Below are 23566 nucleotides of genomic sequence, written 5' to 3' on the forward strand. Positions count from 1 at the left end.
TGTTCCATAATATAAGGGGTCTTCCGGCATATAAATAAGGAGAAAAAAAATGACAAAAAAACTATTTTTGCTTGTTTTAATTGTGTTTCTTCCGGTTGTGCTGTTTGCCGTGCCGGGGCTGGAAAAAGCCCAGTCACAGTACCTTTACCAGGCCGGAAACATGTTTGAAATAGGCAAGTATGAAGATGCGATTATACTTTATGACACGGTTCTGGTAATGGAAAAAAACAGTGTGGAAGCGCTTGCCGGAAAAGGCAACTGTTATATGCTTATGGGCAAAGAAAAACTGGCAAAAGAGATGTATGATAAGGCAAAATTAATTGACCCTACGTTTAAAGAACCCAACCTGGAAAGGTATTTTGAAATTGCAAAGCAGCGCGGGCGTAACATTGACAAAATAAGGGAAAAGTATCACAGATTATTTGGCAAGGGCGCAAAAACTGCTGGTGAAGCGGAAACTTCGCTGCCTGTCACGGAAACAACATCGGTAAAGCCCGCGGCAGAGGCAGCGGGAGAAATAAAACGCGCTGAAGAAACAAAAGAGTGGTGGAGCAAAGGCGGAAAAGCCAAGATGACATCGCTTGGAGGAATCAAGCATGTTTATCCGGATTTAAGCACGGCAATGGACGGCGCGTCGCGCGGCATTGAAGCAGGCCTTTTATTCCGAAAGGATTCACATTTTTTTCAGCTGCAGCCGTTTATTGGAAAGTATAACCATACAATTAAAGCGCCTGATGGCGCGGAATACAAAACAGAAGTTTTTGCCGCTGACGTAAACGAATCTTTCGGTGAAGTGGGCTGGCCCAATAAATTTTTCATGAACAGCATAAAACCGTATTATATGAATTCATTCACAAAGAACTCATCAACCGATTATCCTCCCGATTATCCTGTTACTTCAAGGTACACAAATACCGGAAATATGTACGGCGGAATGTATCTGTTTGGTTTTAAACCAATACCTCTTTTTGGTATTGCCGGAAGGGCGGGGTACAAATATGTGCCTTATCAGCAGAGCGATGACGGTGTTGCGACAAATGTGGTTTCCACGGAGCTTACCTGGAACGCCAGCGCCGGACTTTATCTACCTTACCTTGCAATCCCCACGGATGAACTTGATATTACCGCGTCTTTCGGCAGTTACAGCCCTTCATTGACGCTTGAAGACATAATGAACGGAAATTTAAGAAACCTGCCGGAATCACTTTTATACAGTTATAATAAAAAACATACCATGTCAAATCCCGTTGATTTTTCAACGCTCCCCACATGGCTTCAGGACCTTATCACACCGCTGGGGGTATATGACAGCATAAGAAATGATAAATCCACTATTATTGAAACCACCGGATACAATTTAAAAGGCAACCTTCATTACATGACAGCCAACGGGCAGCATGAATTTTTTGCTTTTATGGAAGCCCCGATGAACCTTGAATATAAAGAAAGCACCACGGATGAAATTAATGTTTTAATTTTTGGCGGCGCCCAGAACGTCACCAGAAGCGCGACGGAAAAAGTAAGGCTTGGCAACGGAAGAAAGGTAAAATTTGAAACGGGTATTAGGAATAATTTTACGTTCTTAACCACCGGTGTAAGATACGGCTATGATTACGACGAAATATACACCTATAAGACATCTGCCATATATGAAGAAGGAAGGCTGATCGCGAAAAAACACACAATGATAACCGGGCTTAACTTCACGCCCGTTGATCAGCTTACCGTGCCGGTTGAATTTGAATACGGTTACGGCACGGCTGAAAATTACAAAGGCGGTATATCATTAAAATCCGAAACCACGGATTTTGAAGTGCGCGGCGGTATTGAAGTAAAACCTATTCCAAAGGCGGCGCTTCGCGGCGGTATATCATATGAATTTATAAGAAATGACGGAAGCCAATACGGTAATATTTCTTCCGGACAGCAGGGAAACCCGTTTTTAAACTGCATCGGATATTACGCGGGCGGCGGTTTTGATATGCCGCTTTTTGAATTAAACGCGGGCGCGGCTTATAAAAGGCTTTATCCGTCGCCTGCAATGTCCGGCGTTCACGTGGACTATGAAGATTTCCTATACGGGTTTATTGACCTTAATATTTACATTTAAATCATATAGCCGGAGGATTTTTTAAAATGAAAAAAACTGTTCTGTCAGCTTTATTAATTATTATCTGCATTGCGGGAATTTCCTGCAAAAGGCCGCTTGCCGTCTCTGTGTCCGCGTCACCGGAACAGTCATCAGCCATAGACGGCGTATTAAAAGATTTTACAAAAGAAACAGGAATAAAAGTTATTTTAAATTCAGTACAGGGGCCGCAGCAGCAGGTGATGTCAAACCTTTCAGGCGCGCTTAATTCACAGTCAGTCCCGGACCTTGTAATTTTTGACCTTGTCTGGGTGCCTTTTTACGCGGCTGACGGAATGTTTGAACAGCTTGATGAATATATTATAAGTTCCAAGTTTGACACGTCTGTTTTTTTCCGGAATGTGTTCAAACCTGTTGACACGCGCGAAGGCAGGACAATAGCGCTTCCTTTGACAATGGACGCGGGCGTGGCATTTTACCGCAAAGACGCGGCAGAAGCTTATAAACTTACCAATCTTCCGTCGTCATATAAAGAAATTTCAGACTACAGCAGAAATATGGCGAAAAAGATAAGAACCGCCGGAAGGGGCGCGGTCTTAAACGGCGCATATTACGCTTTCCAGGGATCCATATCAGAACAGACAGTGTGCAACTTTATTGAAGCCGCGGCTTCAAACGGCGGCGGAATCTTTATTCAGGACGGAAAGTTTATAATCAATACGCCGCAGAATACAAAAGCGCTTGAGACGTTAACTGATCTGATAAAAAATAAAGTATCTTCTTCAAAAAATTATGAACTTGGCAAAGACGAATACATAAGGGCGTTTTTTCAGCAGGGAGGCGCTTTTGCCGCAAGGGGCTGGGCGTCAGATATTGTTTTTCATAACTCTTCAATTTCGCTTCTTAAGGGAAAGACGGCCGTGTATGAAGTGCCGTCCGTGATAAAAGGAAAATCTTCGCCTGTTGCGGGCGGGCTGCATATGGCAGTGGCGGCAAAGTCGGTATCCAAAGAAAACGCTGTCAGGCTGGCGTTTTACCTTGCGTCCAAAAAAGCGCAGAAAAAACTTGCGTTAAACAGCGGCGTTATACCGTCAAGGGCGGACGTATATTCTGACCCGGAAATTATTTCAATGCGCCCGGAATTTGCCATGCTTCCCGCTGTTTTTTCAAAAGCGGTTTTAAGGCCGGTTGACCCAAGATATCCCAAAGCATCAGAAATAATGCAGAAATATATCTCCGCGGCGCTGTATGGCGCTTATTTACCCGCGGACGCGCTTATAAAGTGCCAGGCGGAACTGGACAGAATTTAGAGGCGTACCGCCGGTAAAAACCGCGCAGACAGGATAAAGCGCGGCTGTTATGTAATATATTTGATGATTTCCCGCGTCAAATAATCCTTAATTATTAAAAGGAAGGTGCTGAATGTCCGAATACAATGAATATTTTATGACGTTAAAAGACGGTACAATAAAACAGATTAACCCTTTTACCGGCACGGAAGTATGGAACGTTCCCGGCCGCGGAAGCAAACCCATCACCAATGACGTGCCTTTAAGCGCAAAAAAAATAGAGAGAAAAGAAAAGGAAGATTACTGTAATTTCTGTGAAACAAAGTATACTAACACTCCGCCGGAAAATGACAGGCTTGTCAGGAAAGGAAAAAAGTATGAAATAATGACAGCTGTTTTACCGTCCGAACTTGATAAAACTGTGCCTGTGTTCAGGCGCATTCCGAACCTTTTTGAAATAGTGACAATGGATTACTGGAAAAAGAATTTTGGCTATGTAATGCCCAAAGAAGTGGAAGATGCCAAGAAAAAATACCTTGAAGATAAAAAAGGGCTGGAACACGTCACGCACATTGTGGACATGAAATTAAAACTGCTGGGGCGTAACCCTGATGAAGTTAATTACAATGAAAAAATGGAAATTGCGGACGCGTTTTTCGCGGGCGGGCATGAACTTATAGTGGGCGCCAGGCATTATATTGAAGGCGCCGACTATGACACGCAGCTTTGCAGTTCCGGCGAGTTAACCCCCGAAGAACACTTTCAGTATCTTAAATTTACCATCAGCGGAATGATGAATATTTACAGGCATAACAAATACGCGCGCTACGTGGCTGTTTTTCAGAACTGGCTTAAACCCGCGGGCGCTTCTTTTGACCATCTGCACAAACAGCTTGTGGCGCTTGATGAATGGGGCGTGGCGCTGGAACGCGAACGCGATCTGTTAAGGAAAAATCCGAACATATACAATGAAATGGCTGCCAACATGGCGCTGTATTACAACCTTGTAGTGGCGGAAAACGAACACGCTATTGCTTTTTCGGATATAGGGCACAGGTATCCCACGATTGCAATTTTTTATAAAGGCGAAAAACCTTTCCCAAAAGACCTTGATGAAAATGAACTTAAAGGGTTTTCTGATATTGTGCACGCCATACACGCCGCGCTTACAAATCAGACCGCGGCCAATGAAGAATGGTATTACACCCCCAAGGACAGCGTGGACACGGTGCCGTGGCACATTCTGATTAAGATGAGGATAAACACCCCGGCGGGGTTTGAAGGCGGCACAAAAATATACATCAATCCCATGAATCCATATGATTTAAGGGACAAAGTGATAACCAGGCTTATGCAGTTAAGGCAGCAGGATAAAATAGCGGACATAAAAATAGGGCAGGAATGCGGCACCGAACCAAACCCGCTGCAGTATTACAGAAAGTATTACAACAGATAATAAAAGCCGCGGCAAAAGGCCGCGCCAAAAAAGTATTTTATAAAAAGAGGTGGATAATGAAACATTTATTTTTTTTAATTATGGCTGTATCTTTTTTATTTGTATCGTGCGGCACCGGCGATTCAGCCTTAAAAGATGATAAACCGTATAAAGACACAGCCGCGCGGGCTGTAAGCGCGGATGAAGGCGCGCCTTCGCTGGAAGAGTCCGCGGCAAAACTTGATTCAAAGACGGTGGCATCCATAGGCGCTTATGTGATATCCGACGCAAAATACAAAATGATGAAAAAATACAACGAAGAAAAGTATGAATATAAACTTTCAGCGGAACAGGAAAAAGAGTTTCTGGAATACGTTATAAACAAAAAGCTTATGGCAATAGAAGCCAGAAAACTTGGCTACGCGGAAAAACCGGAAGTGGCCGCCAGATATGAATGGGATTTTGATGAAATTCTTTCGCACGCGTATTATACGGATACCGTGGAAAACAAACTTAAAATAACGGATAAAGAAGCAAAGGATTATTACGAAAAAAATAAAGAAGACTTTGTGGAATTATCATCCCAGCATATGCTTATAAAAAATAAGGACCTTGCCCTTAACCTGCGCAAAAGGATTGCGTCGGGTGAAAGTTTTGACGAGCTTACAAAAAAATACAGTGAAGACGCCACTACAAAAGAACAGGGCGGCAAACTTCCGCTTTTTGGAAAAGGCGTAATGGTGGAAGAATTTGAATACGCGGCTTTTATGCTGTCGCCGGGAGAAGTGTCAGATCCGGTAAAAACAATTTACGGGTATCATCTTATTAAAGTTAATGAAAAAAAGAAAATATCTTTTGACGATTCAAAGGATAAAATAATTCAAATGGTGCGAAACAACAAACAAAGGGAATTTTTTAACGCTTTGATAGCCGGATTAAAAAAGAAATACGAAGTCCGCGTGAATGAAAATCTTTTAAAGTAGGGTGCGAAAAATGAAAAATAAAAGTTTTATTGTTATTTTTATCATTGCGGCTTTTGTTACCTGCTGCATGCCGGGATGTTCCCCCAAAGCTGTTGTAAAAGACCCAAATGCCGCGCTTTCAGGTTTAAAAGTTGATATAACGGAAGAAGAGTATAAGGAATGGAAAAAACTTGCTTCTGAAGGTATTAATACGGCAGAACGCGCCAAAGGGGCGTTTTGGGCGGGGCAGTACTGCCTTAATAAAAATGATATTCAAAACGCCGAAAAGTATTTTGGGCACAATGAAAGATATTATTCCGATATTATCTGGGGATACTTATCGGTGCTGCGGCTGTCTGAAATAAGCGTTGAAAGAAAAGACACGGAAACAGCGCTTAAAAAATTTAAAATACTGGCGGAAAAAAGGCACCAGTTTCCGGAATTTAAGGACGCGGTACTGGGAAGGCTTAAAGAAATAATTTCCGCGCAGGACATGGACGGGCTTAAAAAAATATATGCCGCGCGATATCACGCGCTTATAGATGAATACGCGCTTTATTACATAATAAAACAGGACATAAAAAACAATAATTCCACTGATTTCTTCACGCACGCAAGGTCTTTTGTCATGGAATACAGGGACAGCGAATTTTATCAGGAAGTTTCCGATGAATTCAGAAAAGCGGTGCTTTATAAGCCGGTTAATAAAAGAAAGATAGGCGTAATACTTCCCCTGACAGGAAAAGGCATGGCCGCGGGAGAGTCAATAAAAAATGCCATAGAGATGGGAGTTGCGGAGTTTAACGCGGAAATTAAAGAAGATGAAGAAAAACTTGCGCTTGTGTTTGTGGATGAATCTATGGAATCCGAAGCCCTTGTTAAAAAAATAGTCAAAGTTATAGAAGAAGACAATGTTATAGCTTTTGCAGGGCCGGTCTTCAGCAATAATGTTAAAAAAATAGCGCCTCTGCTGGAAAGTTACAACGTCACTTCGTTTTCTTCAACCGCCGCGCGTCCGGATTTAACCGGCGCAAGCCCGTATTTTTTCAGAAACTGCGGAACGGTAAAAGGGCACGCTTACGCGATGGCCAAATACATAACGGACAGAACCCCATACAGAAAAGTGGCTTCCCTTTATCCAAATGACGCGCTGGGCAAATCTCTTAATGATTTTTTTGTTGAAAAAATATTACAGGGGGCTTCCCTTGCCGGAAGCGTGGGTTTTGAACCTTCCAAAAGCGATTTTCTTAATTACCTTGTTCCGCTTGGAGGCATTAATACAATGCTTTTAAAGGAAAAACGCGCGGCAGAGACAAGGGCTGTTAATGATAAAATGGAAGAAGCGGGCAGGCAGGTTCTTGAAAAAGCTTTTGAGTATATGAAAGTGTACCGTAACTGGGCGGCAACCGACGTATTAAAAGAAGAGGACCTTCCAAAGGTAAATATAGCCCTTTTAAGGTTTTCCTCTGAGGGTGAAAACGTAAAACGCTATAATTTAGATATTGATATGACAAAGCAGATGTCATACGCTATGGCAAGGGACGAAAAAGTGTTTGTTGCCAAGCAGGCGCAGACGGACGGGCTTATGGATGAAATAGGCGTTGAACCCGAAGATGTGGACAGGGAAATAGCTTTAAATATCGCCCAGCAGCTTAAAAGCGATATTTTAGTATGGGGTATTATAGAAGAAAGGCAGTCCAACACCATATACGCAAGTTTTATTCCAAAAGAAGCTGAATATGACAGCCAGGGCAATACAAAGTATTCCTATTCTTTTACCGATGAAGATTATCTTTATTTTGACGTGACCATAAGGGCCATTTCCGTAACCGATGAAACCGCGGTTGATGAAGTTAAATTTACAGTTAAGAAACTTAAAGAACCTGTGCTTAACCCGCTTGGGCTGGAAGCTGTTTTTGTGCCTGCAACCGAAAGAAAAATAACACTTATAAGGGACCAGCTTAAATATTATGACCTGGACCTGCCTATTTTCTGCGGCACTTTTGACAATCCGGCGTATCTTCTTAACTTTATGGAAAGTTCGCAGGGTATTCATTTTACGTCCGAATTTTATCCGGATGAGCCGTCTGAAAATATTCAGAAATTTATCGCTGATTATAAGGAAAAATACGCCGCCATGCCGGGTGTAATTGAAGCAAACACATATGACACAATAAAAATAATGACTGCCATACTGCAATCCGGCGCTGAATCAAGGGAAGCGTTTAAGGATATGCTTAAATCGGTAAGAAACTACGAAGGCGTAACCGGAAGGTTTTCTTTTGACGCAAATAACGACCCTATAAAAGAGTATTACATTATGAAAATTGAAGACGGTATAAAAATTCTTGGAAAAATAAAGGGAGAATAAAATGAAATTCAGCCGCCTTCGCGGTGTTAAGGATGTATTCGGGGAAGAGACGGCGGTATGGGAAACAATAAACGCAGCCGCGCGTAAAATGTTCTCTTTATACGGATACAACAATATCATCACTCCCGTTATTGAGGATGTTAACCTTTTTGCCCGCGGTATAGGCGAAGGCACGGATATTGTTATAAAAGAGATGTATGATTTTAAGGATAAAGGCGACAGGCACATTGTACTGCGCCCGGAAGGCACCGCGTCTGTGGTAAGGGCGTATATAGAAAACAGCCTTCCGGTAAAAAGCGACCTGTATTATTACGGGCCAATGTTCAGGTATGAACGGCCTCAGAAGGGGCGTTTCAGGGAATTTTTTCAGGTGGGAGCGGAAAGTTTTGGCGAAGCTTCGCCATATAAAGACACGGAAGTGATAAAACTTGCGCAGGATATTTTGGCAGAAACAGGGATAAAAGACTGCAAACTTCTTATAAACAACCTTGGCGCGAAAAAAGATTACAAGGATAACCTTGTAAAATACCTTGAAGAGCGTAAAAGTCAGCTTTGCGAAGACTGTCTTAAAAAGATAGAACGCGCGCCGATAAGGGTGCTTGACTGCAAAAGTGAAAAATGTAAAGAAGCAACAAAAGACGCGCCTTTAATAACCGATAACCTTACACCGGAAGCCGCGGCTCATTACGCTGAAGTTAAAAGATTATTAACTTTATCCGGAGTGAAATTTGAAGAAGATCCAAAAATGGTCAGGGGGCTTGACTATTATACAGGCACAGTATTTGAATTTACCACCACACTGCTTGGGCCGCAGCAGAACACAATTCTTGCGGGCGGGCGTTATGACAACCTTGTGGCGGAATTCGGCGGAAAAAGCACTCCGGCCACGGGATTTGCGATGGGGATGGAACGTATGGCGGAGGTTTTAAAAACACAGCAGGCGCAGATATTATCGCCGTTTGGCGTGTTTATAGTATATGACGCGAAACACAGGGATATGGCTTTTAATGTATTAAATATGTTAAGGCAGGGCGGTATAAAAACCCTGATATCATTTGAAGATAAAAGTTTTAAAGCGCAGTTCAGGGAAGCGGATTCAAAAAACGTAAAGCACGTAATAGTAATAGGCGACACGGAAGCGCAGGCGGACAGGCTTGCGGTAAAAGATATGAAGACAGGCGAACAGATGAATATTGAAACAAATGAAGCGGTACAGTATTTTTTAAATCTGAAATAGTTTAATCGGAGTGTTAATGCAAAAATTAAGAATAGCCGTTACAATGGGGGACCCGGCCGGGATAGGGCCGGAAATAACCGCAAAGCTGTTTTTATTGCCTGAAATTTATAAAAATGCTTCTGTGACCGTAATCGGCGATTTGACCACAATGATAGACACCCAAAGGCGGGTAAGCAATAAACTTTCCATAAGGCCTGTCACATCTTTTAATAAAAAAATGACAAAGGGAGTGATAAACCTCTTTGATATGAAACTTATAAAATACGGCGAAGTGCCGCTTGGCGCTGAAACAAAAAAAGGCGGCAAAGCGCAGTATTATTACGTGAAAAAAGCAATTGAGGCCGCGCTTAAAGGCGAAGTGGACGCGATAGTAACGGCGCCGATTAATAAGCACGCTCTTCACATGGCGGGAATAATGTATCCCGGGCACACCGAAATACTTGCGGAAGAAACCGGGGTTAAAAATTTTGGCATGATGCTTATGTGCCCGCGGTTAAAAGTTATGCTTGTGACCACACACACCTCCTTAAAAAGCGTGTCCGGTCTGCTGACGGTAAAAAAAGTCCTTGAAAAAATAGAACTTGCGCATACGGCGATGAAAGATGACTTTGGAATTAAAGAGCCAAAAATCGCGGTATTGGGTTTAAACCCGCACAGCGGCGAAGCCGGCGCTTTTGGCGATGAAGAGATAAAAATAATAACTCCTGCCATAAAAGCCGCGCGGAAAAAGGGTATTAACGCGCAGGGGCCATATCCGCCGGATACCATATTCGGAAAATTAGTACATACACAAAGCCATGATATTGCCGTATGCATGTACCACGACCAGGGGCTTATACCTTTAAAATTAATCGGATTTGATTCCGGTGTCAACGTTACTTTGGGATTGCCCATAGTGCGTACTTCACCCGACCACGGCACCGCGTATGACATAGCGGGGACAAATACCGCCTCCGCGGAATCAATGCTGACAGCTTTTAAGACTGCGGTTGTGATAGCACGAAACAGGATGAAAAACAGGTAAATGGCGGATAAAAAATTCAGGTATAAAAAAGGGCTGGGTCAGAATTTTCTTCATGATACGGTAAAAATTGACCGTATGATAACGGCAATTGCGCCTGACCCGTCGGAAACGTTTCTTGAAATAGGGCCCGGTTCGGGTAATCTTACAAAAAAGATACTGCCGCTTGTAAAAAAAATATACGCGGTGGAACTTGACAGAGAAGCGATAGAAAAGTTAAAAACAGCCACGGGCGGCTCTGAATGGCTGGAAATTATAAACGCGGACATACTTGAAACCGATATCACAAAGTTTTTTCCGCAGGCGGGCAAGTTAAGGGTCATAGGCAATATTCCTTATTATATAACCACCCCTATAATAGAAATGGTTATAAATAACAAAAGTAATGTTAAAGATATTTATTTAACGGTGCAGAAAGAAGTGGCAGAGCGCATATGCGCGCCGGAAGGGTCAAAGACATACGGGTCACTTTCCGTGTTTTGCCAGTATCACGCTGACTGCGAATACCTTTTCACAATAGGCAGAAAGGCGTTTTTCCCCGTGCCGGACGTGGATTCCGCGTTTATAAGGATGAACTTTGAAAAGAAAACGCCTTTTACAGTAAAAGATGAAATTGAATTTTTTAAGCTTACGCGCGGCGGATTTGAACAGAGGCGTAAAATGTTAAGTAATAATATAAAAAGGGTGTTTGGGTTTAATGAAGAACAGGCAAAAAACGCTTTAAGGCAGGCGGGAATTGTGGAAAATGTCCGAGCAGAGGATGTTTCCATAATTGACTTTGCGAAACTGTCGGATGTAATATATAATATTAAAAAAATAGCGATTTAAGCTATAAGCAGATAAGCAGAAGCGAAGAAGGTAAGCAAATAAGCTGTTAAGCAAAATAAAAAAGGTGTCTATGGTTTGTGTTTACGCTATAGCTTAATTGCCTAATGCTTAACTGCTTAATTTTTTCAAGGAGCAAAAAATGTGCGGGATAATAGGATACACGGGAAATAACGAAGCTGCAGAGCGTATAATTTACGGGCTTAAGAAGCTTGAATACCGCGGTTATGATTCTTCCGGTATTGCGGTGATAAATGCCGGTAAAATAACACGCGTAAGAAGCGCGGGCAGGCTTGAAAACCTTGTGGCAAAATTAAAAGGCAATAAAATACCGGGGATGACAGGTATAGGCCATACGCGCTGGGCAACGCACGGAAAACCGTCTGATGAAAACGCGCATCCCCATACTGACTGCACGGGCATGATTACCCTTATTCACAATGGGATAATAGAAAATTATTACGAGATAAGGGAAGAACTTATTAAGAAAGGGCATAAGTTTTCTTCCGAAACCGACACGGAAGTCTTTGCCCATCTCATAGAAGAAAAAATATCTTTGGGGATAGAAAAAGCCGTGGCAGCGGCGTTAAAAAGAATACGCGGAATGTATGCCATGGTAATACTTTATTCCAAAGAACCGGGAAAAATAATCGCGGCACGGCATGGGTCGCCCCTTGTGCTGGGAATAGGAAAAGGCGAAAATTTTATAGCGTCAGACGTGCCGTCTTTTTTAAAGTTCACGGATAAAGCGCTGTTTCTTGAAGACGGCGATGTGGCAGTGGTGACAAAAGAAAAAGTAAACATAACCAATGCCGGTAAGAAAGTTCAAAGGGCTGTAAGGGAAATAAAATGGACGGCAAAACAGGCGGAAAAAGCCGGCTACCCGCATTTTATGCTTAAGGAAATAAACGAAGAACCGCAGTCTTTTGAAGACACAATACTTGGCAGGTTTGATGAATTAAAAGGCAGAATTGAATTTGAAAGCGTGGATGATAAAAAACTTGCGAAGATTGAAAGAATAAAGATAGTGGCGTGCGGCACGTCCTATCACGCTGCCTACGCGGCAAAATACCTGATAGAAAAATATTCCGGCGTCTCCGTGGAAGTTGAAGTGGCGTCAGAAATACGGTACGCAAATCCGGTCGTTGATAAAAAGACGCTTTTAGTTGCCGTGTCTCAGTCAGGTGAAACAATTGACACGATAGAGGCGTTTAAAAACCTTAAAGCAAAAGCCGGCTATTCGCTGGCAATAGTAAACGTGGTGGGTTCCACCTTAAGCCGCATGCTGGACGGCGTTATTTATACGCACGCGGGGCCGGAAATTGGCGTAGCCGCGACAAAGACTTTTATAAGCCAGCTTGCCGTGCTTTACTTGTTTGCACTGCATATGGGAAAAATAAAAGGGGTATTAAAAGCGAAAGACGTCAGGCGCGGAATACAGAATTTAAGAAAAGTACCGGGGCTTATTAAAGTAATATTAAAAGATAAGGAAAAAATAGCAAAGATAGCGGCTAAATATAAAAAGAACCGCGATTTTCTTTACTATGGACGTAATATTAATTATCCGATGGCGCTTGAAGGCGCGTTGAAACTTAAGGAAATTTCTTATATACACGCGGAAGGTTACGCCGCGGGTGAGATGAAGCACGGCCCCATTGCGCTTGTGGATGACAAAGTCCCCAATGTTTTTATCGCGCCAAAGGGCAAAGTATACGAAAAACTTATTTCCAATATTCAGGAAATTAAAGCGCGGTCAGGCACAATAATCGCTGTCACAAATAAATCAAACAAAGAGATGAAAAAGTTCGCGGAAGATGTAATATACATACCGGATATTGACGAGGATTACTATCCGCTTCTTGCCGCTATTCCAATGCAGCTTCTTGCCTATTATATAGGAGTGAAAAAAGGTATAGATGTGGATAAACCAAGAAATTTGGCAAAGTCAGTGACGGTGGAATAGTTCGGATGCTTAGAGGCTTTGATGCTTGGAAGGCTTGGAAAAAAGGTTTGGTAGGCGCACCCTTTAGGGTGCGGCAGTTGAAAATGAAAACATAAAGATATTAAAATAAGATAAACGCGGAAGAAAACAAAACCGAAAAAATATATAAAAGGAAAATATGAAAAAACTGCAGGAAGTAATACTTAAGAAATTTGAAGAACAAAGGATATTAACGGGGCATCCGTGGGTTTTTAAATCAGAAATTGAAACTATTCCGGATGCCGCGCAGGACGGAGATATTGTAATGGTGCGCGCGGGTTCCAGAAAACGCGTGGGGCTTGGCTATCTTAACAGAAAGTCAGAAATCACAGTGCGGATGCTGGATATCGCGCCAAAAAAAGAAGAGTACGCGCCTATAAAAGATTTAAAGTCATTCCTGTATAATAAAATTAACAGGGCTGTGAAACTGCGTGAAAAGATTACCAATACAAACGCCAAACGTATCTTTTTCTCTGAAGCAGACGGCATTCCCGGCTTTATTGCGGATTTATATAACGGGCTTTTGGTTGTGCAGGTAAATACCCTTGGCGCGGAAAAATTAAAACCCATGCTTGTGGAAGCATTAAAAAGGGAGCTTAAGCCGGCGCTGATTTATGAAAAAAGTATTTCCCCGTCGCGCAAAAAAGAGGGGCTTGAACAGTCAGAAGGCGTGTTGTGGCCGGAAGGTGCGGAAATTAAGCCGGTTATCATCACTGAAAACGGCCTTAAGTTTGAAGTTAACGTAAAATCAGGCACCAAAACCGGTTTTTACCTTGACCAGAGGGACGCAAGGGGTAAATTGAAAGATTATATAAAGGAAGGTGCGCGCGTGCTGGACTGTTTCTGTTATACTGGCGCTTTTTCGGTTTACGCGAAGCATTTTGGGGCAGGCAGTGTGACCGGCGTGGATATTTCCGATAAGGGTTTAAAAACCGCCGAAAATAACATGAAACTTAATAACTTTGACAATTATGAATTCATAAAAGAGGATGTATTTGAATTTTTAAGGAAACAGACCGCAAAAAAGGAAAAGTATGACGTGATAATACTTGACCCGCCGCCTTTTTCAAAGACAAAATCAGAAAAAGAAGGGGCAATGGCGGGGCATAAAGAACTGCATGTAAGCGCTTTGAAACTTTTAAACAGGGGCGGGGTTATGATGTCTTTTTCATGCTCGCACAGCGTGCGCGGCCAGGAACTTATGGAAAACGCCTATGCCGCAGCGGCTGACGCCAAATGTGAAATAGAGCCGGCAGGTATATTTGAACAGGCAGCCGACCACCCGTATAAAAAGAGTATTCCGGAGACATACTACTTAAAAGGTATAGCGGTAAAAAAAATAACGGCGTAGAGGCTTGGCAGTCAGGCGCCTTGGCAAAAGAATAAATCCTACAACAGGAGAAAATATGAAAAATATAGTTGTGACAGGCGGGGCGGGATTTATAGGCTCGCACCTTTGTGATGCGCTGATTGAAAAAGGGTATAAAGTCATCTGCTTTGACAATCTTGGGACAGGCAGGATGCAGAATTTAAAAAACGTGATTAAAAACAAGAATTTTAAATTCATAAAGCACGACACAAGAAAACCTTTAAATCTGAAACTGCCTGTGCACTATGTGTTTCACCTTGCTTCTTACGCTTCACCGCCGTATTACCAGGCCAGATCAATAGATACTTTAATGTCAAATTCTCTTGGCACTTATAATGTTCTTGAATTCGCAAAAGCAAAAAAAGCCAGGTTTCTTATCACGTCCACATCCGAAACATACGGAGACCCGCTGCAGCATCCGCAGAAAGAGACTTACTGGGGAAACGTGAATCCCGTGGGCATAAGAAGCTGTTATGACGAGGCAAAAAGGTTCGCGGAAGCGCTTGTTATGGAATACGTAAGAAAGCACAATTTAGACGCGCGCATAATAAGAATTTTTAACACATACGGCCCAAGGCTGCAAAAAGACGACGGCCGCGTTATTTCAAACTTTATTGACCAGGCCTTAAATAACAGGCCGCTTACCATATACGGCGACGGCTCTCAGACACGCAGTTTCTGTTATGTATCCGACCAGGTGGAAGGGCTTATTGCGGCGATGTTTAAAGATGGTATAAAAGGGGAAGTTATAAATATCGGCAACCCCGGTGAATTTACAATGATAGAAGCGGCACAGCTGGTAAAAAAAATAACCGGCACTAAGTCCAAAATTGTTTACAAGCCGCTTCCCAAAGATGATCCTGCCAGAAGAAAGCCCGATATATCCAAAGCAAAAAAAATTCTTGGGTGGCAGCCAAAGGTAAAATTTGCAGAAGGCCTGCCCGGGACAATAAAGTGGTTTAGGGATGGAATTTAAAAAACTTAAAATACTTGGCGCGGCAGCGGTCCCTTTAGCCGCGCTTATTTACCTATTTTCTTACGTTATGAAGCAGGGCAATATCCTTTTTGGTCATGATTTTTTAAGCATATACCTGCCGTTTAAGATGTTCGCTAAAAAAGCCGTGTTTTTATATCATCAATTGCCTTTATGGCTGCCTGATTTGTTTTTTGGCGCGCCCGGCATTGCGTCTTCCAGCATAATTTTTTATTACCCCACGGATATCCTGTTTATGTTATTGCCTGTGCCATTGCAGAATACTTTCGCGTTTGATGTCATAATTCACCTTATTGCCGCCTTTGCGGGGACATACCTGTTTTTAAAGGCGTGCGGCCTTACCCGCGCCGCTTCATTTTTTGGCGGCATCTGTGTGATGTTTGCCGGTTATAACGTCTCGTACGCTTTTGCGGGGCATATTAACAATATAAAAGCCGGAGCGCTGATACCGTTTGTCCTGTATTTTTTAAGAAGGGGGCTTTCTGAAAAAAGAGTGTCCATGTATCTTTTTGCGGGGCTTATTATGGGGCTTCAGATAACCGCGACCGGGATGCAGGTTATGGCTTATACCGCGGCGCTTGCGGTTTTATATGTAATGTATCACCTTATATTTGAAGAAAAATCACAAAAAGCAAGGATGTTTGCGGCAATAGCGGCGGGCGCGGCTTTAATATTTTCTATCCTGGTTTCTTTACCGCAGTTTATACCTTCCTTTGAATATAAAAATTATTCCTGGCGCGGTGAATTTACGTTTAACGATTTTATATCGTGGTCCCTGCACCCAAAAGAAATACTTCAGCTTCTTATGCCGTCTTTGTTCGGGCTTCACGGGCAGAATTACTACGGTTTCTGGTCAATGAACCTTACCACGTACTATTTTGGCATAATGCCTTTTTTATTATTACCTTTTGCTTTTATGAAAGGGCAGGCAAAAAAACTGTCTTTTTTTCTTGGCGGTGCGTCGCTGCTGTTTCTGCTGCTTTCAATGGGCGGCTATACGCCGCTGTATAAACTTCTGTGGCACGTTCCTGTTTTTAACCAGTTCAGAAACCCTTCAAGGTTTATGTATATTTTTACCGTCACTTTCTGCGCGCTGTCCGCGATAGGGCTGAATAACGTGATAAAAATAATTGCAGAAAAAAAAGTACAGCAGTCAAAAAATTTCTTTTACGTATTTTTTGGCGTTTGCGGTTTTCTTGCGCTTTTATACACCGCCATTGCATTTAACGCGGCGGGTTTTATAAGCGGTATTTTCAGGCAGACAAGGTCAGCTGAAATGCCGGCAGACGCTTTAAATAAAGCTGTTTTACTGACTCAGGCAGACGCGGGAGCCGGAATAATAATCCTGTGCCTGTTTTGCGGTTTAATGTTTCTTATTTTAAAAAACAGGTTAAAAAGCGCTTTTATTATCGCGATAATAGCAGCTGCCATAAGCGCGGCTGATTCTTCCAGGATACAGAAAAATTTCATCACCCCGTTTAATTATGACGGGTATTTTCCTAAAAATGACATGGTAAGCACGGCAATAAAACAAAACGGAAATAAAGGAAGGCTTGCGGATTTTAATTTTCTCTGGGGCGCCAACAGGGGGATGTATTACGGAATTGAATCCGCAAAAGGGTTCCACGGAATGCTTCCGCTGAAATTTTATGCCATGCAGACATCCGGTATGTTTAACAGGATAAGCGTAAACAGGGGGCTTAACATCAGTTACTATATCAGCCGTGATGAAATCATAGGGCAGGGGATAACAAAGATAGGCGATGATTATACCAATAAAGTTTTCGCGGACGCGTCGGCGCTGCCGCTTGGGTATTTTACGGATAATGTGATTAACGCGGGAAGCGAAAAAAAAGTTTTTGATATGATGAAAGAAGGCGTTTTTGTCACGGGAATGGCGCTTACCGCATCTGATACAGGCATTGTTTATAAAGGCGGCGCTCCGGCGCTGGCTGATATTACGGAAAAGACTCCAAACAGGATTAAAGCAAAGGTTACAACGGACAGGCAGGGGCTGTTTGTGTTAAATGTTTCCAATTATAAAAAGTGGCGTGCTTTTGTGAACGGAAAAAAAGCGGATATTATAGGTGTGAATTACAATATGATGGCGGTAAAGGTTCAGCCCGGGACAAGCGATATACGGTTTGTTTACGGAAACTTCCGGGATTATCTGATTATACTTTTAAGTATTATATTCATGGCCGGGGTATTTGTTATATGGAAAATGGAATTAAAGAAGTTAAATAATATTTAGGGAGAAAAGCACCATGGCTGATGTGACAAAAGACAACCGTTTTATATTTACCGCGGGCGCGTGGGCGGGAATATTTCTTATTGCTATGATACCGGCGCAGATATTTATGTTTATAAAATTTCCTCCGCCTGAAACCGTATCCGGCGTCTTTGAAGTGTTCAACGCAAATGTTTTTCTGGGGCTGGTAAACACGGATATCCTTTATGTTATAACCAATGTTATTATGCTGGCGGTTTATGCCTCGTTTTATTACATTATGCGCGGGCAGGATGGGGAAAAGACAGCCGTAATGGGGCTTATTTTTATAATTGCCGGTGTTGCGGCTTTTATCTCTTCAAGCCCGTCTTTTACAATGATGAACCTTGCGGATAAATACTTTTCAGCGCCGGATGACAGCGCAAGAAACCTTTATCTTGCAGCGGGAGAAGGCGCAATGGCGGGCCTTACCGGGTCGGCTTACGTGGTTTATTATTTTATGAACGCGGCAGGGCTTCTGCTTATTTCTTATTCCATGATATTAAACAAAGGTTTTTCAAAAACAATAATTGCCGCCGGCATTGCTTCCGGTTTTTTTATGCTTATCCCTTCAAGTTTTGGCGCGGTGGGAATGACTTTTTCATTTCTGTCGCTGATACCATACACGGTCTGGATTATACTTTTAACAAAAATATTTTTAAAAAAAATTAAAGGTTAAAGTACGGCGGATTTATCGGCTGCAAATAACCCTTTATAAAAACCGCCAAAGTGGCATAATATGATTATAAAATAAAATAAGAGCAGGATGGTTAAAATGAAAGCGTTAATAGTGATTCCCACGTACAATGAAAAAGAGAATATATTAAAGCTTATTCCGCTTGTAAAAAAAGCGGTTAAAGGCGTTCATATTCTTGTGGTGGATGACGCGTCGCCTGACGGTACGGGCAAAGCGGTGGGTTCCCTTATGAAAAAAGACAGCGCCATAAAACTTATTGAACGCAAAGGCAAATTAGGGCTTGGCACCGCGTATGTGGAAGGGTTTAAGTACGCGTTAAAGCATAAATACGATTATATTTTTGAAATGGACGCGGATTTTTCCCACGACCCGCAGTACCTTAAAAATTTCTTTGAAGAAATAAAAAACAGCGACCTTGTAATAGGCTCGCGCTATATAAACGGTGTAAGCGTGGTCAACTGGCCTATAAGAAGGCTTATGCTTTCCAAATTCGCCGGCTGGTACGCGCGTACAATTACGGGGCTGCCGTTAACCGACTGTACAAGCGGGTTTAAATGTTTCAAAAGGGAAGTACTTGAATCTATTGACCTGAATAAAATACATTCAGACGGGTACGCTTTTCAGATAGAGATGCATTACAAGGCGTGGAAAAAAGGGTTTAAGATAAAGGAAACTCCTATCATATTTGTTGACCGCCATTCAGGAAGCTCTAAAATGTCGCATGGCGTAATAATGGAAGCGGCTGTGATTGTATGGAAACTTAGGCTTGGGATTATTTAAAACGGAGGGTATATGAAAAATAAGAGAATTTTAGTTACCGGCGGGGCGGGTTTTATTGGTTCCAATATGGCGGATGAACTTATTAAAAAAGGGTACAGCGTTACCGTATTTGACAACCTTTCCACAGGGGACAAAGGTTACATAAATCCAAAGGCGAAATTCATAAAAGGCGACGTAAAAAATCCGTCTGACATAGAAAAGTGTTTTAAGGATAAAATTCATGCCGTTATTCACATAGCCGGGTGCGCGTCCACTATTAAATCTTTTGATGACCCGGCAACAGACCTTCTGACAAACACTTTAGGCACGGTCAATATGATAAACGCGGCAATAAAACACAAAACCGCGCGCTTTCTTTACGCGTCTTCAATGACCTCTTACGGTATTCCTGACGCGATACCGGTAAAAGAGACCATGGCTACAAGGCCAATTGCCTATTACGGCATTACAAAATATTCCGGCGAAAGGTACGTGCTTGCCACCGGGTTAAGAAATGACCTGCCGTTTAAATTCAATGCCACAGCTTTCCGCATGTTCAATGTCTACGGCCGCAGGCAGTCTTTAACCAACCCGTATCAGGGTGTGGTTTCCATATTTATCGGTAATGTCCTAAGGAATGAACAGGTAAAGATTTTTGGCGACGGAAAACAGTCGCGCGATTACGTGCACATAAAAGACGTCTGCAGAGCGTGGATAGGCGCGATTGACAATCCCAAATCCTACGGAGAGGTTTTTAACCTTGGCTCCGGAATCAGGGTGTCTGTCAATGAACTTGTAAAATACATAATAAAAATATTCGGGTATGACCCAAAAAAGTATTCCGTAAAATATTTTGACGCAAGGCCGGGAGACCAGCGCCACATGCAGGCTGACATTTCCAAGGCGGCAAAACTTCTTAAATGGAAACCTGAAATACCGTTTGAAGAAGGAATGAGGGATGTGATAAATTGGGCAAAGGGAAATTAAAAAAGGCACCGCCGGCTTTAGTGCGGATTTTTATCGGAATCCCGCTGCAGCAGGAATTAAAGGAAGAAATAGGCTCTTTTGAAGGGGTGTTAAAACAGATTGAAGGTATTAAGGTTGTAAAGCCGGACCATCTTCATGTCACGTTAAAATTTATCGGCAATACCCCGGAAAGAAAACTGGATATGATAAAAGAAATTATAGATAAAAGCTGTGAAGGCATAAAGCCGTTTGTGATAAAACCCGGGGTCATATCAGCTTTTCCTTCGCCGGACAAAGCGTCTGTTGTATGGTTAAACTGCGGGGAAGGCGCACCGGCCATATCGGCAATTTTTAAAATTCTGGAAAAAGAACTGCGTGCCATGGCGTTTGCCGGGGAAAAACAGGAATATATCCCGCACATCACGGTGGCAAGAAGCAGGAAGATGGCGGATATCACTAAAGTGCAGGGTGAAATTAAAGTAAGCGGCACATCAACTGCGGGCTGTGTGGTGTTGTATAAAAGCGATTTAAATCCCGACGGCCCGGAATATACGGAACTTTACAGGAAAGATTTTGCACAATAAAGGAGAAAACTAAAAGTGGCTGTAACGCGCAATTTAACCGACCAGTATGAAAAATGGATAATGACGCCCCAGGGCCTGTACTTTGACGAAAAAATAAAAGAACTTATGATTACATGCCTGCATTTAAAAACAGGGGAAAAAATACTTCAGGTGGGTTCGGGAACCGGCAGGCATTTAAGGTATCTGCAGGAACTGGGGCTTGAACCGACCGGCATAGAGCCGGTGGAAGAATTAAATAAGCTTGCAAGGCAGAAAGAAGGAATTGACGGGAAAAGGGTAATTACCGGTTTTGCCGAAAAACTGCCGTTTGAAGATGCAAGTTTTGATTCCGTAGTTTTCATGACCACGTTTGAATACGTGGATGATAAATCAAAGGCGCTTTTAGAGGCTTTTCGGGTGTCCCGCGGAAAAGTGGGGATTGGTTTTTTGAACAGGACAGGGGTCACCAACCTTTTAAGGCAGTTTAACAGGGAGGGGCTGTATAAGGATGCCAGATTCTTTTCAGGCGGCGAACTTATAAAACTGTGTGAGAAAAATCTGCTTAATGAAATAGATAATATTGAGATATCAGTTAAATACTCCTTATTTCTTCCTTTAAGGTTTGCGCATTATGTGCAGTGGGTTGACGACCTGCTTGAAAAAATAAATCTGCCTTTTGGAAATTACGGGATGCTTGTGATTAAAAAGAAGAAAAAGGCCGGTAAATAATAATGGCGGCGATTGGATACCTGTTTACCGCCGCCGGTTATCAGTATGTGGGCGCGGGGCGCAAGGTGTATGACAGCATGTGGGCCATGCGGCAGTTCTTTGACCGAGTGGAAAAAAAGATGCCGGATATAAAAATTAATAAACTTGCGTTTATAGGGCCGCAGGAAGAGCTGCAGAAACCTGAAAACGGCACAATATTTAACGGCGCGTATCAGGCGGGGATGTTTGAAGTGTTAAAGGAAAAGAAGGTGATACCGGAACAGATAATGGGGTTTCGCTCCGGAGAGCTTATTGCGCACGCGTGCGCCGGCACATTTGAATTTGAAGACGCCATGGCGTTTATTTACAGAAAAAATATTTTATTTAAAGAAGCGCTTGGCTCCGCGCAGTTTTCACAGCTGCTTATAAATACCCTTGATACCGCTAAAACCGCGCAGGTATGCGGGGAAATAAACAGGGCGGTAAAATGCGGTATAACTTCATATAACTCCGGTGACAGCGCCACTGTGGCGGTGGAATCTAAATTAAAGGAAAAACTGATAGAAGCATTTAAAAAACTGGGTGCTTCAGTAATTGACCTTCCTTATGAAGAACTGTCCGGCCTTTATATATTTAAAGAAGCCGCGGATAAATTAACCGCCGAATTCGGAGAAGCGGTTAAAAATGAAGTTATAAAAGTGGATAAACCGGCGTTTAAAATGTACAGCCAGGTAAAAGGGGATATGTACGATAACGCCGCGGAAATTAAAAAAACTATATTTGATTATCTGTATATGCCGTCAAGGAATGACCTGATAATACACAACATGATGAAAAACTGCATTAATACCTTTGTGGAACTGGGCTGCGGTACGTTTCTAGGCAGGCTGGCAAGAAAAGCCGACAGCGGCAAACGCGTATTAAACACCCACGACCTGGCAGGAATCTCCACCGCCATTAAACTGGCAAATTAGGTTTGGGTTTCGGTCTTTAAAGTAGAGACGCAATATATTGCGTCTCATTTTTTATAACCAAAATGGGTTTTAATTACTTTTCTTGTTTAAATAAATATGATATCTGTTTTTATGAAGTGTTTTTTTGGATTTAAGAAGTGGTAGACGCGGGTCTTTAGCCCGCGGTAGTTGTATTTCATTAGTTTTTTTGACCTGGTAGGCGCGTCTTTTAAGGCGTGGCAGTTGTTATTACTTTTGTTCTTCGGAGTTCTTTATATGAATTTGGTATATTTTTTTAGTACACGCCGCAAGTTGTTATTTTTGAATACAAGTAAGTTTGAGATTTACAGGTATGTTAATGTCCTTGGTAGTTGGTAACTTAAGTATCAGTTTAATTTTGAAACTCTAATCAAATAAACGGCAATTAACCTAATCCCATTTCTTCATGAAGCTTTTTCAATACTTTTTTTGCTTTGTCCAGTTTAGTTTTATTGACAAGTATTTCCTTTGTGAAAAAGTTATCAGTTAAAAAAATCCCTGACCCTGCGGCGTTGATGTTTTGTATGTGGGGTCTGTTTATGTTTAAATAGCTTAATCTTGAAACACATTCAATATTACTCTTTTTAAGCGCGTTTATAAGCATGTCCTCTTCTGGCTGGCTTTTAACCACCGCAAGAACAACTGTGGGAAAATCCACTGTCTTTTCAGCGGATAATTTGCTGCAGTAAGGGCATACTGACAGATGTGCTTTATGCTTGCGTTTGCAGTTTGGGCAGAACATGAAACTCCTTAAAAATTTATCGGTTTGTTTTCTTAAGCGTTATTAAGAGTAACAAAAAATACAAGAATAAACAAATTATTTTATATCCTGAAAAGTTATTTCTTTTTATGTAAGTAAAAAGTGATAAGTAAAAATGCTTGACCGAATAAAATATATGTGGGATTATAAGAATAATTAAAAATTGGGAGGGTACGTTGAAAGGGAATTTACTTAAAAATTGTAAGATGAAGTGCAACATTTGAAGTAACAAAAAGTCCCACTGCTCACTTGTGTTATTATGTTGTTTGTGAGAACGAC

At 42.1% G+C, this 23566-nt stretch carries 19 protein-coding genes; 18 read left to right on the forward strand and 1 reads right to left on the reverse strand.

Annotated elements, in window-relative coordinates:
* Nucleotides 1-49 precede the first annotated feature (49 nt).
* The 18 genes from JXR81_09145 (at nt 50) to JXR81_09230 (ending at nt 22509) form a co-directional block, all read left to right on the forward strand.
* A complete protein-coding gene (locus tag JXR81_09145; GenBank protein ID MBN2755008.1) occupies nt 50-2110 on the forward strand; it encodes a tetratricopeptide repeat protein in 2061 nt (686 codons plus the stop codon).
* A 26-nt stretch (nt 2111-2136) separates the two neighbouring features.
* Nucleotides 2137-3399 (forward strand): extracellular solute-binding protein, encoded by a 1263-nt coding sequence (locus tag JXR81_09150; protein MBN2755009.1) that lies wholly within the window; start codon nt 2137-2139, stop codon nt 3397-3399.
* Nucleotides 3400-3511: 112 nt separating this feature from the next.
* Nucleotides 3512-4834, forward strand: a complete 1323-nt coding sequence (locus JXR81_09155; protein MBN2755010.1) for a DUF4921 family protein — start codon at nt 3512-3514, stop codon at nt 4832-4834.
* Between the two features lie 56 nt (nt 4835-4890).
* A complete protein-coding gene (locus tag JXR81_09160; GenBank protein MBN2755011.1) occupies nt 4891-5796 on the forward strand; it encodes a peptidylprolyl isomerase in 906 nt (301 codons plus the stop codon).
* Between the two features lie 10 nt (nt 5797-5806).
* Nucleotides 5807-8146 (forward strand): ABC transporter substrate-binding protein, encoded by a 2340-nt coding sequence (locus JXR81_09165; protein ID MBN2755012.1) that lies wholly within the window; start codon nt 5807-5809, stop codon nt 8144-8146.
* 1 nt (nt 8147) lies between these two features.
* Nucleotides 8148-9383, forward strand: a complete 1236-nt coding sequence (locus tag JXR81_09170; protein ID MBN2755013.1) for a histidine--tRNA ligase — start codon at nt 8148-8150, stop codon at nt 9381-9383.
* 16 nt (nt 9384-9399) lie between these two features.
* Complete coding sequence (pdxA, locus tag JXR81_09175) at nt 9400-10407, forward strand: 4-hydroxythreonine-4-phosphate dehydrogenase PdxA (GenBank protein MBN2755014.1); 1008 nt, start codon at nt 9400-9402, stop codon at nt 10405-10407.
* Nucleotides 10408-11232 (forward strand): ribosomal RNA small subunit methyltransferase A, encoded by an 825-nt coding sequence (gene rsmA, locus JXR81_09180; GenBank protein ID MBN2755015.1) that lies wholly within the window; start codon nt 10408-10410, stop codon nt 11230-11232.
* A gap of 139 nt (nt 11233-11371) precedes the next feature.
* Nucleotides 11372-13192, forward strand: coding sequence for a glutamine--fructose-6-phosphate transaminase (isomerizing) (gene glmS, locus JXR81_09185; protein ID MBN2755016.1), 1821 nt, complete (start codon nt 11372-11374; stop codon nt 13190-13192).
* Nucleotides 13193-13349: 157 nt separating this feature from the next.
* A complete protein-coding gene (locus JXR81_09190; protein ID MBN2755017.1) occupies nt 13350-14561 on the forward strand; it encodes a class I SAM-dependent rRNA methyltransferase in 1212 nt (403 codons plus the stop codon).
* Between the two features lie 55 nt (nt 14562-14616).
* Nucleotides 14617-15555 (forward strand): SDR family oxidoreductase, encoded by a 939-nt coding sequence (locus tag JXR81_09195; protein MBN2755018.1) that lies wholly within the window; start codon nt 14617-14619, stop codon nt 15553-15555.
* Entirely contained in the window at nt 15545-17827 is a 2283-nt protein-coding gene (locus tag JXR81_09200; GenBank protein MBN2755019.1) for a YfhO family protein, read from the forward strand. Before JXR81_09195 ends, JXR81_09200 begins: the two co-directional genes overlap by 11 nt.
* Before the next feature lie 13 nt (nt 17828-17840).
* The gene (locus JXR81_09205) at nt 17841-18521 is read left to right on the forward strand and encodes a hypothetical protein (protein MBN2755020.1); all 681 of its coding nucleotides are present in this window, start codon (nt 17841-17843) and stop codon (nt 18519-18521) included.
* Nucleotides 18522-18617: 96 nt separating this feature from the next.
* Nucleotides 18618-19319 (forward strand): polyprenol monophosphomannose synthase, encoded by a 702-nt coding sequence (locus tag JXR81_09210; GenBank protein ID MBN2755021.1) that lies wholly within the window; start codon nt 18618-18620, stop codon nt 19317-19319.
* Nucleotides 19320-19331: 12 nt separating this feature from the next.
* Nucleotides 19332-20285 (forward strand): SDR family NAD(P)-dependent oxidoreductase, encoded by a 954-nt coding sequence (locus JXR81_09215; GenBank protein MBN2755022.1) that lies wholly within the window; start codon nt 19332-19334, stop codon nt 20283-20285.
* Nucleotides 20286-20305: 20 nt separating this feature from the next.
* Nucleotides 20306-20848, forward strand: a complete 543-nt coding sequence (thpR, locus tag JXR81_09220) for an RNA 2',3'-cyclic phosphodiesterase (GenBank protein MBN2755023.1) — start codon at nt 20306-20308, stop codon at nt 20846-20848.
* 15 nt (nt 20849-20863) lie between these two features.
* Nucleotides 20864-21556 carry a class I SAM-dependent methyltransferase gene (locus JXR81_09225; protein MBN2755024.1) on the forward strand — a complete coding sequence of 231 codons (693 nt, stop codon included), beginning with the start codon at nt 20864-20866 and terminating at the stop codon, nt 21554-21556.
* Between the two features lie 2 nt (nt 21557-21558).
* A complete protein-coding gene (locus tag JXR81_09230; GenBank protein MBN2755025.1) occupies nt 21559-22509 on the forward strand; it encodes a hypothetical protein in 951 nt (316 codons plus the stop codon).
* Nucleotides 22510-22912: 403 nt separating this feature from the next.
* Here the strand turns inward: JXR81_09230 and JXR81_09235 are convergent, their stop codons facing one another.
* Nucleotides 22913-23185, reverse strand: a complete 273-nt coding sequence (locus JXR81_09235; protein ID MBN2755026.1) for a hypothetical protein — start codon at nt 23183-23185, stop codon at nt 22913-22915.
* Nucleotides 23186-23566: the final 381 nt, after the last annotated feature.

Source organism: Candidatus Goldiibacteriota bacterium (genome assembly GCA_016937715.1).
Lineage (GTDB): Bacteria > Oederibacteriota > PGYV01 > PGYV01 > PGYV01 > PGYV01.

What these genes read in the sequence shown, in the direction of transcription:
- JXR81_09145 (MBN2755008.1), top strand. Translation starts at nt 50, where the DNA reads ATGACAAAAAAACTATTTTTGCTTGTTTTAATTGTGTTTCTTCCGGTT.
- JXR81_09150 (MBN2755009.1), top strand. Translation starts at nt 2,137, where the DNA reads ATGAAAAAAACTGTTCTGTCAGCTTTATTAATTATTATCTGCATTGCG.
- JXR81_09155 (MBN2755010.1), top strand. Translation starts at nt 3,512, where the DNA reads ATGTCCGAATACAATGAATATTTTATGACGTTAAAAGACGGTACAATA.
- JXR81_09160 (MBN2755011.1), top strand. Translation starts at nt 4,891, where the DNA reads ATGAAACATTTATTTTTTTTAATTATGGCTGTATCTTTTTTATTTGTA.
- JXR81_09165 (MBN2755012.1), top strand. Translation starts at nt 5,807, where the DNA reads ATGAAAAATAAAAGTTTTATTGTTATTTTTATCATTGCGGCTTTTGTT.
- JXR81_09170 (MBN2755013.1), top strand. Translation starts at nt 8,148, where the DNA reads ATGAAATTCAGCCGCCTTCGCGGTGTTAAGGATGTATTCGGGGAAGAG.
- pdxA (MBN2755014.1), top strand. Translation starts at nt 9,400, where the DNA reads ATGCAAAAATTAAGAATAGCCGTTACAATGGGGGACCCGGCCGGGATA.
- rsmA (MBN2755015.1), top strand. Translation starts at nt 10,408, where the DNA reads ATGGCGGATAAAAAATTCAGGTATAAAAAAGGGCTGGGTCAGAATTTT.
- glmS (MBN2755016.1), top strand. Translation starts at nt 11,372, where the DNA reads ATGTGCGGGATAATAGGATACACGGGAAATAACGAAGCTGCAGAGCGT.
- JXR81_09190 (MBN2755017.1), top strand. Translation starts at nt 13,350, where the DNA reads ATGAAAAAACTGCAGGAAGTAATACTTAAGAAATTTGAAGAACAAAGG.
- JXR81_09195 (MBN2755018.1), top strand. Translation starts at nt 14,617, where the DNA reads ATGAAAAATATAGTTGTGACAGGCGGGGCGGGATTTATAGGCTCGCAC.
- JXR81_09200 (MBN2755019.1), top strand. Translation starts at nt 15,545, where the DNA reads ATGGAATTTAAAAAACTTAAAATACTTGGCGCGGCAGCGGTCCCTTTA.
- JXR81_09205 (MBN2755020.1), top strand. Translation starts at nt 17,841, where the DNA reads ATGGCTGATGTGACAAAAGACAACCGTTTTATATTTACCGCGGGCGCG.
- JXR81_09210 (MBN2755021.1), top strand. Translation starts at nt 18,618, where the DNA reads ATGAAAGCGTTAATAGTGATTCCCACGTACAATGAAAAAGAGAATATA.
- JXR81_09215 (MBN2755022.1), top strand. Translation starts at nt 19,332, where the DNA reads ATGAAAAATAAGAGAATTTTAGTTACCGGCGGGGCGGGTTTTATTGGT.
- JXR81_09230 (MBN2755025.1), top strand. Translation starts at nt 21,559, where the DNA reads ATGGCGGCGATTGGATACCTGTTTACCGCCGCCGGTTATCAGTATGTG.